The 14,942-nt window shown below is 42.1% G+C and carries 17 protein-coding genes and 1 other RNA gene; 14 read left to right on the plus strand and 4 right to left on the minus strand.

The features are described 5' to 3' along the window. Positions 1-116 precede the first annotated feature (116 nt). Together tadA and ffs are read left to right on the plus strand one after the other, a co-directional pair. Positions 117-650: a tRNA adenosine(34) deaminase TadA gene (gene tadA / locus ACTQ45_RS04970; protein WP_441751510.1), complete on the plus strand. Its 534-nt coding sequence runs from the start codon at positions 117-119 to the stop codon at positions 648-650. A 248-nt stretch (positions 651-898) separates the two neighbouring features. Beyond that, positions 899-984, plus strand: an RNA gene (ffs, locus tag ACTQ45_RS04975) — signal recognition particle sRNA small type. A 64-nt stretch (positions 985-1,048) separates the two neighbouring features. Here the strand turns inward: ffs and ACTQ45_RS04980 are convergent. Then, a complete protein-coding gene (locus tag ACTQ45_RS04980) occupies positions 1,049-1,639 on the minus strand; it encodes a hypothetical protein (RefSeq protein WP_441763104.1) in 591 nt (196 codons plus the stop codon). Between the two features lie 347 nt (positions 1,640-1,986). Between ACTQ45_RS04980 and dnaX the strand changes: the two genes are divergently transcribed. Continuing rightward, complete coding sequence (gene dnaX / locus ACTQ45_RS04985; RefSeq protein ID WP_441751507.1) at positions 1,987-4,266, plus strand: DNA polymerase III subunit gamma/tau; 2,280 nt, start codon at positions 1,987-1,989, stop codon at positions 4,264-4,266. A gap of 444 nt (positions 4,267-4,710) precedes the next feature. Here the strand turns inward: dnaX and ACTQ45_RS04990 are convergent, their stop codons facing one another. Together ACTQ45_RS04990 and ACTQ45_RS04995 are read right to left on the minus strand one after the other, a co-directional pair. Continuing rightward, the gene (locus ACTQ45_RS04990) at positions 4,711-5,265 is read right to left on the minus strand and encodes a hypothetical protein (protein ID WP_441751505.1); all 555 of its coding nucleotides are present in this window, start codon (positions 5,263-5,265) and stop codon (positions 4,711-4,713) included. A gap of 157 nt (positions 5,266-5,422) precedes the next feature. Next, a complete protein-coding gene (locus ACTQ45_RS04995; RefSeq protein ID WP_441763105.1) occupies positions 5,423-6,418 on the minus strand; it encodes a D-2-hydroxyacid dehydrogenase in 996 nt (331 codons plus the stop codon). A gap of 229 nt (positions 6,419-6,647) precedes the next feature. On the opposite strand from ACTQ45_RS04995, the gene ACTQ45_RS05000 reads away from it, so the two are divergent. From ACTQ45_RS05000 to ACTQ45_RS05050, 11 genes are all read left to right on the plus strand, one after another. After that, complete coding sequence (locus ACTQ45_RS05000; protein WP_441763106.1) at positions 6,648-6,974, plus strand: YbaB/EbfC family nucleoid-associated protein; 327 nt, start codon at positions 6,648-6,650, stop codon at positions 6,972-6,974. A gap of 38 nt (positions 6,975-7,012) precedes the next feature. Further along, entirely contained in the window at positions 7,013-7,609 is a 597-nt protein-coding gene (recR, locus tag ACTQ45_RS05005; protein ID WP_441751818.1) for a recombination mediator RecR, read from the plus strand. Between the two features lie 151 nt (positions 7,610-7,760). Further along, positions 7,761-8,396 carry a dTMP kinase gene (tmk, locus tag ACTQ45_RS05010; RefSeq protein ID WP_441751816.1) on the plus strand — a complete coding sequence of 212 codons (636 nt, stop codon included), beginning with the start codon at positions 7,761-7,763 and terminating at the stop codon, positions 8,394-8,396. A 44-nt stretch (positions 8,397-8,440) separates the two neighbouring features. After that, positions 8,441-8,770: a cyclic-di-AMP receptor gene (locus ACTQ45_RS05015; RefSeq protein ID WP_441751499.1), complete on the plus strand. Its 330-nt coding sequence runs from the start codon at positions 8,441-8,443 to the stop codon at positions 8,768-8,770. A 203-nt stretch (positions 8,771-8,973) separates the two neighbouring features. Next, entirely contained in the window at positions 8,974-10,008 is a 1,035-nt protein-coding gene (locus tag ACTQ45_RS05020) for a hypothetical protein (RefSeq protein ID WP_441763107.1), read from the plus strand. A 44-nt stretch (positions 10,009-10,052) separates the two neighbouring features. Beyond that, positions 10,053-10,421: an initiation-control protein YabA gene (locus tag ACTQ45_RS05025; protein WP_441763108.1), complete on the plus strand. Its 369-nt coding sequence runs from the start codon at positions 10,053-10,055 to the stop codon at positions 10,419-10,421. A gap of 181 nt (positions 10,422-10,602) precedes the next feature. After that, positions 10,603-11,358 carry a tRNA1(Val) (adenine(37)-N6)-methyltransferase gene (locus tag ACTQ45_RS05030; protein WP_441763109.1) on the plus strand — a complete coding sequence of 252 codons (756 nt, stop codon included), beginning with the start codon at positions 10,603-10,605 and terminating at the stop codon, positions 11,356-11,358. Then, positions 11,351-11,704 (plus strand): GIY-YIG nuclease family protein, encoded by a 354-nt coding sequence (locus tag ACTQ45_RS05035; protein WP_441751492.1) that lies wholly within the window; start codon positions 11,351-11,353, stop codon positions 11,702-11,704. Before ACTQ45_RS05030 ends, ACTQ45_RS05035 begins: the two co-directional genes overlap by 8 nt. Before the next feature lie 17 nt (positions 11,705-11,721). Beyond that, positions 11,722-12,621 carry a 16S rRNA (cytidine(1402)-2'-O)-methyltransferase gene (gene rsmI / locus ACTQ45_RS05040; protein WP_441763110.1) on the plus strand — a complete coding sequence of 300 codons (900 nt, stop codon included), beginning with the start codon at positions 11,722-11,724 and terminating at the stop codon, positions 12,619-12,621. Between the two features lie 180 nt (positions 12,622-12,801). Next, positions 12,802-13,836: a YdcF family protein gene (locus ACTQ45_RS05045; protein WP_441763111.1), complete on the plus strand. Its 1,035-nt coding sequence runs from the start codon at positions 12,802-12,804 to the stop codon at positions 13,834-13,836. A 39-nt stretch (positions 13,837-13,875) separates the two neighbouring features. Then, positions 13,876-14,418 carry a DNA-3-methyladenine glycosylase I gene (locus tag ACTQ45_RS05050; protein WP_441751814.1) on the plus strand — a complete coding sequence of 181 codons (543 nt, stop codon included), beginning with the start codon at positions 13,876-13,878 and terminating at the stop codon, positions 14,416-14,418. Positions 14,419-14,466: 48 nt separating this feature from the next. On the opposite strand, the gene mscL is transcribed toward ACTQ45_RS05050, so the two are convergent. Then, the gene (mscL, locus tag ACTQ45_RS05055; protein ID WP_441751486.1) at positions 14,467-14,844 is read right to left on the minus strand and encodes a large conductance mechanosensitive channel protein MscL; all 378 of its coding nucleotides are present in this window, start codon (positions 14,842-14,844) and stop codon (positions 14,467-14,469) included. Positions 14,845-14,942: the final 98 nt, after the last annotated feature.

Here is a 14,942-nt window from a genome sequence, read left to right on the forward strand (position 1 = left end):
AGGTCTTGTCTCTACTAGTTTAACATTTACACTGAAGGCTCGACAAGCATTCCAAGCATCAGACATGCTACAATAAGTGTAAAGAGATCAAATATTTAGAAAAAATAGGTGAGTGAATGATAACAGCGGAAGAATTAAGCGAAAAGGACAGACTGGAACATGAGCGGTGGATGCGTGCCGCCCTGGATGAAGCGGTAATGGCAGGGGAGAAAGGCGAGGTGCCAATCGGGGCAGTCATTGTCAAAGACGGCGAAATCATCGCCAGAGCCCATAACTTACGCGAGCTGAGCCATAGTGCGGTCGGACATGCCGAGATCCTTGCGATTCAAGAGGCCAACCAAGCGCTGAATGCTTGGCGACTGGAAGAAGCGACCCTCTATGTGACGCTCGAGCCATGCCCAATGTGTTCCGGTGCGTTGATTATGTCGCGTGTTGAGCGTGTCGTATATGGGGCGCCGGACCTTAAAGCGGGTTGTGCCGGCACTTTGATGAATTTATTGGCAGACGAACGTTTTAATCACCAACCGGAAGTAGTGGAAGGGATTTTGCGCGAGGAGTGTGGGCAGTTATTAACAACGTTCTTCCAATCGCTGCGCAAACGCAACAAAGAACGCAAACAGTTGAAGAAAGAAGCGGCTGACGAAGCCTAAAAAGACTTGTGCTGTGCATAAGTCTGTGATTTAGTGGATAACTTTTACTTAAATGACTGCTTAATAAAAGTTACGCACAGATGTTCTGTTCATAAGTGCATGTTTATGCACAGTTTGTGCATGGAACTCAAGGCGAAACAGGGGGAATTGCTAGTTGGTGGCTTTCAACAAGTGGATAACGATTGTTTGGAAACAAATACTCCCCTCATAAATCTATGTTTTACAAATAAATTTTACTGTGCTATAATACTAATTGGCAATGGTTGAGTCACGAATCGAGTCAGGACCGGAAGGTAGCAGCTATAAGTGACGATACCATGTGCCATTTTTTTTTACTTAACATTAAACATAACGCGACGATCTACGCTTTCTTAAAGCTAAATCGTCGCGTTTTTCTTTTAATACTTTTTCTTAGGGTGTTTATCGATAACAGCCGGATTATTTGCGAGTACTTTTTCGCCTGCTTCACTCAAGTAGTAACCACGCAAGGTAAATTTTTTCGCCAACTCTTCCTCTGTATAAGCTTCACGGACGGCTTCTATTAATTCATCTTTTTTCATCTTAGAAAAACCCGTCACGCTTTTATCCTTCAACCACTTCTTCAAGAGCGGTGCAGTCATATAAGTTAGTGATTCTTTAGCTGTCATCACCATTACCAAGCCATCTTCAATTAAGTCTTCGATATCTGCTTTGGCATCAATCCCATAATCATATTCGAAATATTTGGAAATAACCGTCGTGTTGTCATAAGTTCCAAATTGAACACGCCATAAAATAATCATATGTCCTGGTAAGTAGCCTTCAGGTGTTTTGACCATATTACGTTTAGGGACTGCTTCACCAGAGCTCATGGCAGCCTTGTCTAACCATAACGCTAAATCACGCTCGGGTGATATGTAAGGCATGTGTTCGTGGTTAGCATAAAGTTCCTTCAAACGCTGAATGTCTGCGGCGCTCCCATTTAATTTAGAAAAATCAGTTTCCTTCATATAAAGCTACCTCCTCTAATCTATCTGAAAATAGTATACCATAGGCGCTTAGCGGACTTCAATTTGTGAAGTGCCAAGAAGACATATGGTATAATAGTGAGCATTGAGACGTCACAATGGGTGAGCGTTGAGATTTTCAAGTAGACCATAATAGACGGCTGGAGATGGGAGTAATGGCTTGTTACTGGGAATTTATTCGAAGGTTGCGGTGGATGGGCGGTTTGAGGGGGTGGGCGCTTGCTTGGGTCGCTCTTTTTTCTGGGGCCTTATTTTGCCTGTGTCGTGGTAATGTGTTTGGAAGTTCGTTATAATTAGGTCAAGTTTTTATTTTCAGGGAGGGTTTAAGCATGAGTTATCAAGCACTTTATCGAGTTTGGCGGCCACAGAATTTTGATCAGTTAGTGGGTCAGGGTATGATCGCTGAGACTTTGAAAAATGCGATTAAAAATGAGCAGTTGAGTCATGCTTATTTGTTCACGGGTCCGCGTGGGACGGGGAAGACGAGTGCGGCGAAAATCTTGTCGAAGGCGGTCAATTGTCCAAATCAGGTGGATGGTAATCCTTGTAATGAGTGTGAGTTGTGTCAGGGGATCACGGCTGGTCAAGTGAGTGACGTGATTGAGATTGATGCGGCGAGTAATAATGGGGTCGAGGAGATTCGTGATTTGCGTGATAAAGTGCGTTATGCGCCAACGCAAGCTTCTTACAAGGTTTATATTATTGATGAGGTTCATATGTTGACGACAGGTGCTTTCAACGCTTTATTAAAGACGTTGGAGGAGCCGCCAGCTCAGGTTTTGTTTATTCTAGCAACGACGGAGCCACATAAAATTCCGGCGACAATTCTGTCACGGACGCAGCGGTTTGATTTTCAGCGTTTGAAGGATCGCGACATTATGTCGCATATGGGGCATATTCTCGATGAGTATCAGGTGGATTATGAGGAGGAAGCTTTGGCAATTATTGCGCGTGCGTCCAATGGTGGGATGCGCGATAGCTTAAGTTTGCTGGATCAGGCTTTGTCTTTCAATAATGAAGAGTTAATGACACAAACGGCGCTGCAGGTGTCGGGAAGTTTTGATCAGATGACGTACGTGAAGTATATTCTGTCTTTATATGAACGTGAGGTTGAAGCGGCTTTGACGATTCTCGATGAGCAATTGCAGTCGGGTAAGCAAGCGAGTCGTTTTATTGAGGAACTGATTCTATTTAGTCGTGATGTCTTGTTGACGATGCATTCGTCGGCGAATAAGACTTTATTGAGTGATGCTGAGTTACAACCATTGCGTGATAGTGTGCCAGGAAGTTTCTACTATACGTTAATCAACGGCCTGAATGAAGCGCAAAATCAAATGCGTTTTTCAAATCAGCCAGATTTATATTTGGAGGTTATGACGGTCCAGTTGGTGGAGCAACCTGACTTGCAAGTGACGACTGGTTCTGGTGTTGTGGCTTCGGCGGGCGCTGAGGCTGCTGGAAGCGAAGCGGTTCAAGCGATGCAACAAAGAATTGCGGAATTGGAAGAGCAAATGTCGCAAATGTATCAACAACTGAAGGGGACCCAACAACAATTGGAGCGTGTTAGCGAAGGGAAAACAGAGCGTCTGTCGGTAGCGCCTCTTAATGAAGGAGAGGCTGCTGGTGGTGGAAGGGGTGGTTCTGGTTCTGGAGCGGCTGAGGTCGTTAAGCAAGACGAGCCTTTAACACCACGTCCACGTCCAAAGGTACCGCAAATGGTTTACCGTTTACGATTACAGCAAGTGTACGACGTTTTAAATGTGGCAACGCGTCAGCATATTATGGCGATCAAGCAACAGTGGAGTGTGATTTTAAACGAATTATCTCCGCAACACCGAGCGAAGTTAATGGCAACACAGCCATTGGCAGCAGGCCCTAATCGGGTGTTGATTAGCTTTGATAATGAGCAGATGTGTGGTTTGGTTCAAAATGATGCCATGTTGAAGCAATTGCTAGAGAATATTACAAGTGAAAAACTTGGTGAATCAACGAAGTTAGCCTTTATTTTATCGAGAGAATGGCAAAAAGAGCGCCAAAACTATAAAATCCTTCACGATCGTAACAATGGTCAGCCAGTGATTTTAGAAGGGCAAGACGACGATGATGATAATGATAAGGCTGCTTATGTTGCTGAAGAAGCTGCACTTGAAAAGCCAGCCATCAATGAGGCTGACTCTAACGGTGCTGCTGCGAATGCTCGTGAGAGTGGTCAGGCTAAAGCAAACACGGACTCTGAATCCAAAACTCAAGTGAGTGGTCAAGCTAAAGCGCCAGTGGCGAAACCTTCGCTTCCTACAATGCGAGATATGACGCACAACATTGTCCAAACCGCTCAAACGGCTTATGATAAGGCCCATTCTGATGCGGATCAATACGTGGATCCTTCGCTCGAAGCAAGTGATCCAGAAGCATCAGGGCAAACCGGTCAGCCAGAACGAGAAACTTTAGCGAGTGGATCGTCTCAAGTTGGTCGAGAACTGGATACCAACAATGACGTCGCCTTGTCTGAAAACGAAGAAGTTGAAGTGCCGCCAGTGATTTCTAAGGCACTCGAATTATTTGGTGAACGAGTGAATATCATTCATGAAGAAATACCGATGGAAGAATAAAAAAAACGAACTACAGGCACAATAGGACAGCACATCTACTCGGCTTTTCAGTCGGTAGACGTGCTGTTTTCTGATTATATGAGTGAAAATTATGGGGTGAGCTTCTAGTTAAGGATAGCTAGCGACTATGAAGCGGTTATAGTAGTGCGCGAGCAGGTGAATCGCCGTTCGCGACCTTCGCGAGCAGAAAAAGCAAACAATTCTGACAATGTACCTTAGCTTTATGAGAGGACTTGTCATTTGCCCCCCCAAAAAAAAAGTGTCGTTCGTCTAGTCTCAAGACGATTAAAAAAAGAGCCGACCGCTCTTCTATAATCGTCAGGAACGTGAGTGACTGACCGCTTATTTGTTTCGGTTAATAAGCATGAGAAAACGCGTGTCAGCGAATGACACGCGTTCTTCGCCTTCTTTAGTTTATCTGCAATAAGCATAGCTGGTATATTTTTAGCGGTGGGGATCCTTTTCGAAATCACGGTCTAAATTGATAGGATCTTTACTTAATGAATTCTCATTGTTAATCTCTTTTAATGGGACATCCAACCCATCGGGGCTATGGTAATTTAAGTCTTCACTAGCAAAACTACCGCCTCGTTCGATGCGATTATCAGAATCGGTCGGAATCTGTGGTTCATCGACGGTCGCTACTTCGACAGTATTATCAATCATAAGACGGAACTCTTCTTCAACTAATAAAAGAACCTCACCTAAAGCAAGGGCCGATCGATAACCATCGAAATCGATCGCAGCCTCGTTAGCGTCTTCTTCTGATTGGAACATGCCGACAATACGATCCCATAGGCTCGTTTCTTCTTTATCATCTGCATCAGCCAATTCGCTCCCATTTACTACTTTAAAGTCTGTTCTAGTTTCATCACTCAAATCTCGCTCAGCACCTAAAATAATCGCCAGACGAGGCACACCAAGATCCACCAATTGATTCGCAACCGTTTCTGCAGCGTCCAACGTTTTAAAGCGATCAAATACAAATAAATCCTTCATTTTCCTCACTCCTTTTCTTTAACTTAAGGTTAGTGGAAAGTGGCTCCCAATTCAAAAGGAAAGGCTTGGTGCACGTATAACTTATGGAAATGTTTAAGATTAGGAAAAGGCCAAGAGCGCCCTAATAAAAGCGGCGCTTATAAATAGCTAGACTGATTTAGTTCACTCTGAGTTTGGTATCGCCTGTGCGAATCACATCCAGTGTGGCGTCTAATGGGCTATCAATTAAATTTCGGACCGCTGTATCTGTGTAGTAAGCAATGTGTGGTGTGTAAATGATTTGTGGATGTGAGATGAGACGTTGGAAAACGGGATCTAACATTTCACGACCACGCCAGTCAACAGGCACATAAGGCGCTTCGCCGTCGTAAACGTCAAGCGCTGCTGCGACCAAATAACCTGCTTCTAGGGCAGTGAATAATGCTTCGGTATGAACAATCGGGCCGCGGGCCGTATTGATTAAGATTGCGCCTGGCTTAAATTGTTTGAATAAGTCGAGCGAGAATTGTTGGTAATTCTGTGGAGTAGCAGGCATATGAATCGTGACAATGTCGGCTAGTTTTATGGCTGCTTGGAGGGAGGATTGGAATTCCACTAAGTCAGCAAATTCTTCGCGTGGTTCGATATCATAAGCTACAACACGCGCTCCAAAGCCACGGTAAATGCTAGCGACTCTTGAACCAATCCGGCCGACACCGATCACGGCTACTGTCATTTCCTGGATGACACGTGAACGAATCGCTGGCATCCAACGAAAATCTTGTTCAGCCACTTTGGTTTGAATTAGCTCGGTTTTTCTCACCAGGTTCAAAGCTGCAGTCACAGCATATTCAGCAATCGATTCAGGTGAGTAACTTGGCACATTGGAAATGATGAGTTGATTGGCGTTGGCAGCTTCTAAGTCATGCATTTCAAAGCCAGCACTGCGTTGAGCCACTTGCTTGATGCCGTAGCTTGCTAGCGTTGAGTAGAGACTGACGTCAAGGTCAGCAACTTGGGAAATGGTCACACCGTCGTAACCTTTAGCTAAAGTGACAGTGTCCGGGGTTAAATTAAGCTTTGTATAATCAACCCGAACGTCATTTTTTAAAGACCAAGCCTCTACCATTGCAATCTCTTCATCACGTACACCGTATAACATTATTTTCACCACAATATTTTACCTCCAATGAGCAAACGCGCTACTCTCTCTTTTCTTTCTGTTTAAGTATAGAAGTCACTTTTCGCTAAGTCAACACAAGTGTTAAAGTTAGGTTAAAAACACGCCTTTAAGTTAGAAGATGATGAGTTATATTTTGTCCGGGGAGACGAACATCTTTTGGTTATTTACCTATAGATATGCTAAAATGATAATAGCTAAAAAGATTAAAGGAGTTTTATAAATGGTCAGAGGAATGGGAAATATGGGTAACATGCAAGGCATGATGCAAAAGATGCAGAAAATGCAAAAAGATATGGAAAAAGAGCAAACTGCTATCCAAAATACAGAGTTCACCGCTACGAGCGTCAACGAATTAGTGAAAGTTAAGGTTTCTGGTAAAAAAGAAATCCTTGAAATCGGATTAGCGCCAGCCTTAGTGGATCCAGATGATATTGAAATGTTACAAGATTTAGTACTTGCGACAGTCAATGAAGCGTTAAATCAAGTGGACCAAACAACAGAAACTCGTATGGGTAAATTTACACAAGGTTTAAATTTACCATTCTAATAGAAGATTGATTGTGTAAGAAGAGAGGCGTTTTGACTATGCAATACCCTGCACCTATCGCAAAATTGATGAATAGCTTTACTAAATTACCAGGAATTGGTGCTAAATCGGCAGCGCGACTGGCATTTTATGTACTGACTATGAATGAAGCAGATGTGACAGATTTTGCTCAAGCTTTAATCAATGTGAAGCGTGATTTAACTTATTGTAGCGTGTGTGGCAATATTACAGATACAGATCCTTGCTTAATTTGTGCAGATGAACAACGTGATCGTTCGCAAGTGCTCGTGGTTGAGGACCCGCGCGATGTAGCGTCTTTCGATCGTATGCAAGAATATCATGGTTTATACCATGTCTTGCATGGAGTGCTGTCGCCTTTAGAAGGAACGGGACCAGAAGATTTAAATATTGCACCGCTAATTAAACGTCTGCAAGAAGATACCATCCAAGAAGTGATTATCGCAACCAATGCCACAGCAGAAGGTGAAGCGACGGCTACCTATTTATCTCGATTGATAAAACCGGCTGGCATTAAAGTGACTCGTTTAGCGCACGGACTAGCAGTAGGAAGCGACATTGAATATGCGGATGAGATGACGCTTTTTAGAGCGATTGAAGGTCGCCGGGAATTATAAGTAACAGGCACCTAGTAAGTCAAGTGGCTAACAGGCGTGTTTTTGAATTCGTCACACTGAAAAGTGCTGGCATTTTAGAATTAGGATGTAAAGAGAACTCGAGCTACCGGCGCCCAAGTGCGCTGGAGGATAGCTTTTGAAAGGAAATACCATGACATACGGGAAGTTTATTTCGATTGAAGGACCGGATGGCGCTGGTAAAACTAGTGTCGTTCAAGCGCTTGTAGCAAAGTTACAAGCTGAAGGTGTGACAGATATAGTGACGACTCGAGAACCAGGCGGCATCAAGATTGCTGAGCAGATTCGTCGAGTCATCTTAGATGTTGACAATACTGAGATGGATGCAAGGACAGAAGCGTTATTATTTGCCGCTTCTCGTCGTCAACATCTAGTAGAAAAAATATTACCCGCTCTAGAAGCTGGTAAATTGGTCTTTTGCGATCGCTTTGTTGATAGCTCTTTAGCTTATCAAGGGGTTGCTCGCAATATTCCTATCGACTTAATCTGGGAAATCAATCAATTTGCGATTGAAGATCATTTGCCCGAATTGACTATTTTAATCGATGTGCCGGCGGAAGTTGGACTCGAGCGAATTTATCAAGCGAAAGGTCAGCGCCAGTTCGATCGTCTAGATCAAGAAGATGTCTCTTTCCACAATTTAGTGAGAGACGCTTTCTTATTTTTAGAAAAAGAAACGGAGCGAATCGTTTTAGTAGATGGCACGCAATCAGTAGAAGAAGTCACTGAGACAATCTATCATATTTTGAAAAACAAAGCAGTTATTTAAAAGCTTATCACTAACGATTAAAGACAAAACAGGAGGGGTTTAAGATGAAATTAGTAATCGCAATTGTACAAGATCAAGATCAGAACATATTGAGTAATGCCTTTTTGGAAGCCAACATTCGAGCAACAAAATTGAGTAGTACCGGCGGATTTTTACGTTCAGGAAACACTACCTTTTTACTAGGGGTGGAAGATCATCTAGTAGACGAGGTGTTGGAAATCATCAAGAACTGTTCTGAATCACGCGAACAGTACATTTCATCACCTATCCATTTAGACGTTAGTTTAGATATCTCAGCGTCTTATCCAATTCGTGTAGAAGTGGGTGGCGCTACAGTTTTTGTGTTACCAATTGACAGTTTTCACCAATTTTAAATGAGCTTACTTTTCAAAGTGTTCGCTCTATTTTCTCTAAGAAACGAGCAGCTGTTGAAGTGTTGATTATAGACGCTAGGCTTTTGCCTTTAGTTGCCGAGCAATTTTATAAAGTTTAACAGACTAAGCTTGTTCTAGTTGTGCTATAGTAGCCTAACTGGAACAAGCTTTAATCTCAATAAGATATGTAGGTGTGGTTGAATATGAATAAGCAAACAGAACAATTCCAAAAATATTTCAGTGGCTTAGTGGCTCAAAAGCAACTATCACACGGTTATTTATTGACGGGTGATGATTTGTTGGGGAAACGGGCCGTTGTGAAAAACATTGGTCAGACGTTAGCTTGCCCGAATATAGCGGAAGATGGACATGCTTGTCTAAGTTGTGAAGTCTGTGAGAGAATCGCGGCTGACCAGTATCCTGATATCTTAACGATTGAACCGGATGGGAAATCTGTTCGTGTCGATCAAATTCGTGAATTAAAAGAATGGCTCGTGAAAAGTCCAGTTGAGGGTTTGTTTAAAATTGTTGTGATTGAAGCGGCGGAAAGTATGAATCCGTCGGCTGCCAATGCTTTACTGACTTTTTTAGAAGAACCTGTAGCCAATGTCTATCTATTCTTATTTGCCAAAGAAGCCGAACTTTTATTACCAACGATTCGTTCACGAGTACAACAAATTCACTTCCAACCGGATGATCAAACCTTTATCATTGACCAATTAATGTCACAAGGCATTTTAGCGTCGCATGCTCAGATTATGGCTCGTTTTTCGAGTGAAGCCATTGAGCGTCTAAGTGATACTTATGACGAAGCCAATATGACGGACTGGTTCACGGCATTGAATCAGTTGTATCGTCTTTTAGCAACAAGCAACCGTACGGCTTTTGTCGTGATTCAAAGTCGCTTGAAAGTCTACTTATCCGTCCAACAATCATTGGATGGTTTAGATTATTTATTACTACTAAATCATAGTACAATTAAACAATTAAAAACTGGGCAAACAGTTCGTCTTGAAACAGATGAAGCAGAAAATATGGAGAGTGCGCAAGAAGTCAAACCGGTAGCAATTATCCAAGAAAAGTTTGTTAAAGCTTTGCTTGAGCAACAGTCCATTTCACTCGCTCATCTACTAAAAATGAATCATACATTTTATGAAGTTAAACAACGCGTCGGTGCAAACGTCAGTCCACAATTAGCTTTTGAAAGGCTAGCTGTCAAACTATCTAAATGGACTTAGCGTAATATATTAAACAAAAGAATACCAAGACAGGGGGTGTGTGCGTGGATTATCAAGATATTAAACAATTACTCGACCAATCATCAGAGCAATTAATACAACTTAATGAAACTGTGGCACAACTCACCGTTGCATTGAATGATTTGATGGAAGAAAATAACCGATTGCGCATACGCAATCAGGATTTAATGGCCCTATTTAGCCAAAATTACCATACGAATACGAATGAATCAGGGACTTCGACTCAACAATTACCAGCTGAAAATTCGACAGATGATAGTATCAGTGGAAAAGCGCGTTTGCAGACTTTTTATGATGAAGGCATTCATGTCTGTCATCCATATTTTGGATCGCAAAGATATCCAGATGAAGAGTGCATGTTCTGTCAGGGGGTCCTTGATGGCTTAGAGTAGCCAGATGTTGATGTGACTTGCTTGGAAGGTAACAGCGGTGACGGCTTTGCAGAGTGCTTTTGAAATATCAACACACTAGCGTATCAACTAGTAAACTTTAGCAAAATCTAGCTCCCCAACAAGCCTATACACTTTTAGATTATCAACCTGTTCCACAGTTCTTACAAGGAGAAATGAAAGAATGTTAAATGAATCACTCGTACAACTCGTTCATGCGAATGAACGAGTTGACTCATTTATACGCGAAAATATAAAGATTATCCAAAGTCCAGACTACTTTGCTTATTCAGTCGATGCGGTGCTTTTGGCTGAGTTTATCAAACTGCCAGAACGTCGCTCTTTTCGCTATATAGACTTTTGTAGTGGTAATGGCGTCGTTCCATTACTATTAAGTCACCGAACAAAGGCGCCTTTGCTGGGGGTGGAATTACAACCAGAACTAGTCGATATGGCTCGTCGCAGCATTCAATTGAATGGTTTGGAAAACCAGATTGAAATGCTAGAAGCTGACGTGAATGACTTATTAAAGCCACGTCCATTATTCGACATCATCAGTTGCAACCCCCCCTATTTCCCAGTGGATCGTTCAAAAGACCATCACCGTTTGACTAGCCATGCAATGGCTAGACACGAACTGACTTTAACATTAGATCAATGGATCTATAAAGCGTCTGTCTTACTTAGAGAAAAGGGTCGATTATTTTTAGTTCATCGTCCTGACCGTTTAGACGATATTACCGAAACCTTATTGAGACACCAATTTTCACTTCACCGTATTCGTTTCGTTCATCCCAAAGCTAGCCAGAAAGCTAATGCTGTCTTAATCGAAGCGATTTATCGAGGCGGTCGTCAAGGTGTTAATATCGATCCACCGATTGTCGTTCATACGGAAGATAATCAATATACCGAAGAGATGCAGGCGATATATTTTGGCTAAAGAAGTCAAAAGCTTTTACTTTTACGTGTTGTATTGTGCAGATCACACTTTGTACGGTGGCTATACAACCGATTTAGCTGCCCGACTTGAAACGCACAATGCAGGTAAAGGGGCCAAGTACACGCGCGTTGGCAAAAGACAGCCAGTCAAACTGATATACGCCGAAAGATGGGCCAGTAAATCATTGGCCATGTCAGCGGAATATCATTTTAAACGCCTGACTCGTCCAGCCAAAGAACGTTACCTTAGCGAAGAAGGGCTGGCCGATGTTGCCAAGAGTCCCTTCGTTTTAGTCAATCGCATGCAAGAAATAGAAGTATCTATTGAACGTTTTCAAAAGATTTAAATTAAGGAGAGAGTCGCATGCAAATTCAAACAAGTTTTATCGAGAATACAAGAGTAGGTTTAACGGCCAAAGGAAAACTCTATCTTGTACCGACACCGATTGGTAATTTAGATGATATGACCTTTCGTGCGATCAACACACTAAAAGAAGTTGCCTTGATTTTAGCGGAAGATACGCGTCATACGATTAAATTATTGAATCATTTTAATATCGAAACTAAAATGCGCAGTTTTCATGAGCATAGTCGCGCTCACGAAGTGACTGAATGGGTGGAATTATTAGAGAGTGGTCAAGATTTAGCGTTGGTATCTGATGCAGGAATGCCATTAATCAATGATCCGGGCCATCCTTTGGTTCAAGCGTGTCTAGAAGAAGCGATTGATATCGTAGCTTTACCAGGTGCAAATGCAGCTTTAACGGCTCTAATTGCCTCAGGTTTGTCGAGCGAACATTTTACTTATTATGGTTTTTTCCCGCGTTCAATGAAAGAACAGAAAGAAGTGTTAGCATTAGTTGGAAGTCGGCAAGAAACAGCAATTTTCTATGAGTCACCTTTTAGAATTAAAAAAGCTGTGGTTGCGATTGAAAAAGAACTCGGAGCGGATACATCAGTCGTCGTGGCACGCGAACTGACGAAGCGTTATGAAGAGTATATACGTGGAACCGCCGCAGAGTTAGCAGCTTATTTAGCCCAACAGCCGTTAAAGGGAGAAATTGTTTTAATGCTGGAAGGTGGGCAATTACCCCCTCAAAGCAATTTAGCTGAAAAAGCAGCCCAACTTGAGTTACCGTATAAGGCGCAAGTTGAATTAGCAATGGCCGAGGATGGTTTGTCTTCGAAAGACGCCATCAAGCAAGTAGCCAAACAATTAGGTATTAAAAAACAAGACGTTTACCAAGCCTATCATGATTTATAGCCATCGTCAGCTGGTGAAAGTTAAGCAAATACAAGCCGTCACTCAAAAGCCTTACCTACAAGAAATTATTTAAAATACTTTGAAAAAACCAAAGAAAATTGCGAGACTTTACGTTACAATTAAGATGTTGAAATGTGTGCAAGCAAGATGAGAGCCGCTGAGATTATCAGCCGACTACGAATGCTAACACAAGATGAGGAGGTGAACTCTATATTCTATATCCTTGCTTTAATCTTATTTGTTTTGTCGATTGTAACGCTACGCTTTAAACATCCACAATGGCAACCGATTGTATTTGTCATATACGGTGTCACAAGCCTATTATTTGCGATTTTTGAAAATGGTTCTTTGACGCCCATTTTTATGATACGTTACTTTTTCTATATTTCAGGCGCTTTTATGACTGCCATTATTCCATTCTTTTTATTATTATTCGCCGCCTTAGTGCTCCAAAGAACACTTAGAGATCGACAGGAACATTACTTACGTAAGCTTTTTGGCTTTTTGATGGTAGGGACCGTATTGGCCTTTACCCTATACACCGTGTGGATAATCTGGCTTTATGGCCCGCTAGCCATCATGCGTTTTATGAGTATTTACGTTTATATCGCCATGTATTTAATCGCGACTTTTATTAGCTATGTTTTGGTAAATCTCAGCATGAAATACTGGCCAAAACAGAAACATCATTCAGAAATTATTGTGCTAGGGGTCCGTATCGATGACGAAGGAGTCCTGAGTTCAACTTTAAGATCTCGCCTTCAATTGGCGGTCGAAAGTTACTTAGAAAATCGCTCGCAGAATATCATGAGTAAAATCATTGTAACCGGAGGCAGTTATGATCCGGAGGTGCCGACAGAAGCAGAAGAAATGGGGGGCTTTTTACTAGCTCAAGGTATCCCAGCCGAAGACATTATTCTGGAATCTAGAGCGTTGAATACACACGAGAATTTCTACTTCTCAAAATCCTTACTCAATAGTGAGCAATCGGTCTTAGTCGTGACCAGTTCCTTCCATTTGATTCGAGCTTACTATTTTGCTTGGCAAAACGGCGTATCTATCGACTTGAAAGGCGCACCGTCCTCTTTATTTTCCTGGGGCTACAACCTCGTTCGCGAATATTTAGCCTTTTTAATTCTGACGAAAGAAATCAATTTTATTTGTATGGTAAGTTTAAGCGTTTACTCAATCTTTCAACTATTCCAAATCTACTAAGGAGTGTGTGATATGACAAGCGAAACGACAAAGGAAGAGATTCAACGTTGCGAATGGATTGCTGGCAAACCTGATTACTACGTAGCCTACCATGACAACATCTGGGGCAAACCCACCCACGATGACCAAGAACTATTCAAATGGCTCATCTTAGAATCTTTTCACGTTGGCCTATCTTGGCAACTCGTTCTATCAAAGCAAGAAAACTTTGAAGCAGCCTTTGATAATTTTGCTTATGATATTATTGCTCAATACGATGAAATTAAAATCGAGGCATTGGCCAATGATCCAGGCATCATCCGCCACCGAGGTAAAATTAAAGCAGCCATTGCCAACGCACAAGCCTTTCAAGTTGTGCAAGCAGAATTCGGCAGCTTTGACACATACATCTGGCAATTCACGCAGGAGCAAACCCTCATTAGTCAAACCGATGAGCGCCCGGCGTCTAACGAACTGAGTGAGCGCGTCACCAATGATATGAAAAAACGTGGCTTCAAATTTATCGGAAGCATCACGATTTACTCATACTTACAAGCCATCGGCATCATCAACGATCACGACTTGGCTTGCGATTTCCGCTAACAAAATAAACACCCGAGCAAATTTGCTCGGGTGTTTGTTATTGAAAAATTATTTTCTCTTCAACTCAGATAAAATCTCACCGAGCAATACTTCTTCATTAGAAGGTGCATCCGGCTCAGTATCTGGCGAAATAATCTTTTTGTTTTGAGCTTTCTCAAGCCCTTTAAGAACCATAAATAACATCGCCGCAATTAAAACAAAATTAATAATCGCTTGAATGAAAGAGCCGATCCCTAACGTCGTGTTACCAATTTGAAGCGACAAAGCAGACACATCCGCTTGACCAGTCACCGCCACAATCAATGGCATAAAAATATCGTCAACTAAACTCGTTACGATAGCCGTGAAAGCAGAACCCATAATAAAACCAGTCGCCAACGTCACAATACTATCGTTCGCGATAAACCCCTTAAACTCTTTCCACATAAATAATTCCTCCTTAAAACTACTAAATTATACTCAAATAATACCATAAAGGAATGCAATAACACCACTAAAAAGACTTTTGGGAAAATAAGCCACTC

The organism is Fundicoccus sp. Sow4_D5, from assembly GCF_052116365.1.
In the GTDB taxonomy this organism is placed as follows: domain Bacteria; phylum Bacillota; class Bacilli; order Lactobacillales; family Aerococcaceae; genus Fundicoccus.

Excerpts from the sequence above, each read along its gene's own strand:
- tadA (WP_441751510.1), top strand. The coding sequence starts at position 117 with ATGATAACAGCGGAAGAATTAAGCGAAAAGGACAGACTGGAACATGAG.
- ACTQ45_RS04980 (WP_441763104.1), bottom strand. The coding sequence starts at position 1,639 with ATGAAGGAAACTGATTTTTCTAAATTAAATGGGAGCGCCGCAGACATT.
- dnaX (WP_441751507.1), top strand. The coding sequence starts at position 1,987 with ATGAGTTATCAAGCACTTTATCGAGTTTGGCGGCCACAGAATTTTGAT.
- ACTQ45_RS04990 (WP_441751505.1), bottom strand. The coding sequence starts at position 5,265 with ATGAAGGATTTATTTGTATTTGATCGCTTTAAAACGTTGGACGCTGCA.
- ACTQ45_RS05000 (WP_441763106.1), top strand. The coding sequence starts at position 6,648 with ATGGTCAGAGGAATGGGAAATATGGGTAACATGCAAGGCATGATGCAA.
- recR (WP_441751818.1), top strand. The coding sequence starts at position 7,013 with ATGCAATACCCTGCACCTATCGCAAAATTGATGAATAGCTTTACTAAA.
- tmk (WP_441751816.1), top strand. The coding sequence starts at position 7,761 with ATGACATACGGGAAGTTTATTTCGATTGAAGGACCGGATGGCGCTGGT.
- ACTQ45_RS05015 (WP_441751499.1), top strand. The coding sequence starts at position 8,441 with ATGAAATTAGTAATCGCAATTGTACAAGATCAAGATCAGAACATATTG.
- ACTQ45_RS05020 (WP_441763107.1), top strand. The coding sequence starts at position 8,974 with ATGAATAAGCAAACAGAACAATTCCAAAAATATTTCAGTGGCTTAGTG.
- ACTQ45_RS05030 (WP_441763109.1), top strand. The coding sequence starts at position 10,603 with ATGTTAAATGAATCACTCGTACAACTCGTTCATGCGAATGAACGAGTT.
- rsmI (WP_441763110.1), top strand. The coding sequence starts at position 11,722 with ATGCAAATTCAAACAAGTTTTATCGAGAATACAAGAGTAGGTTTAACG.
- ACTQ45_RS05045 (WP_441763111.1), top strand. The coding sequence starts at position 12,802 with ATGCTAACACAAGATGAGGAGGTGAACTCTATATTCTATATCCTTGCT.
- mscL (WP_441751486.1), bottom strand. The coding sequence starts at position 14,844 with ATGTGGAAAGAGTTTAAGGGGTTTATCGCGAACGATAGTATTGTGACG.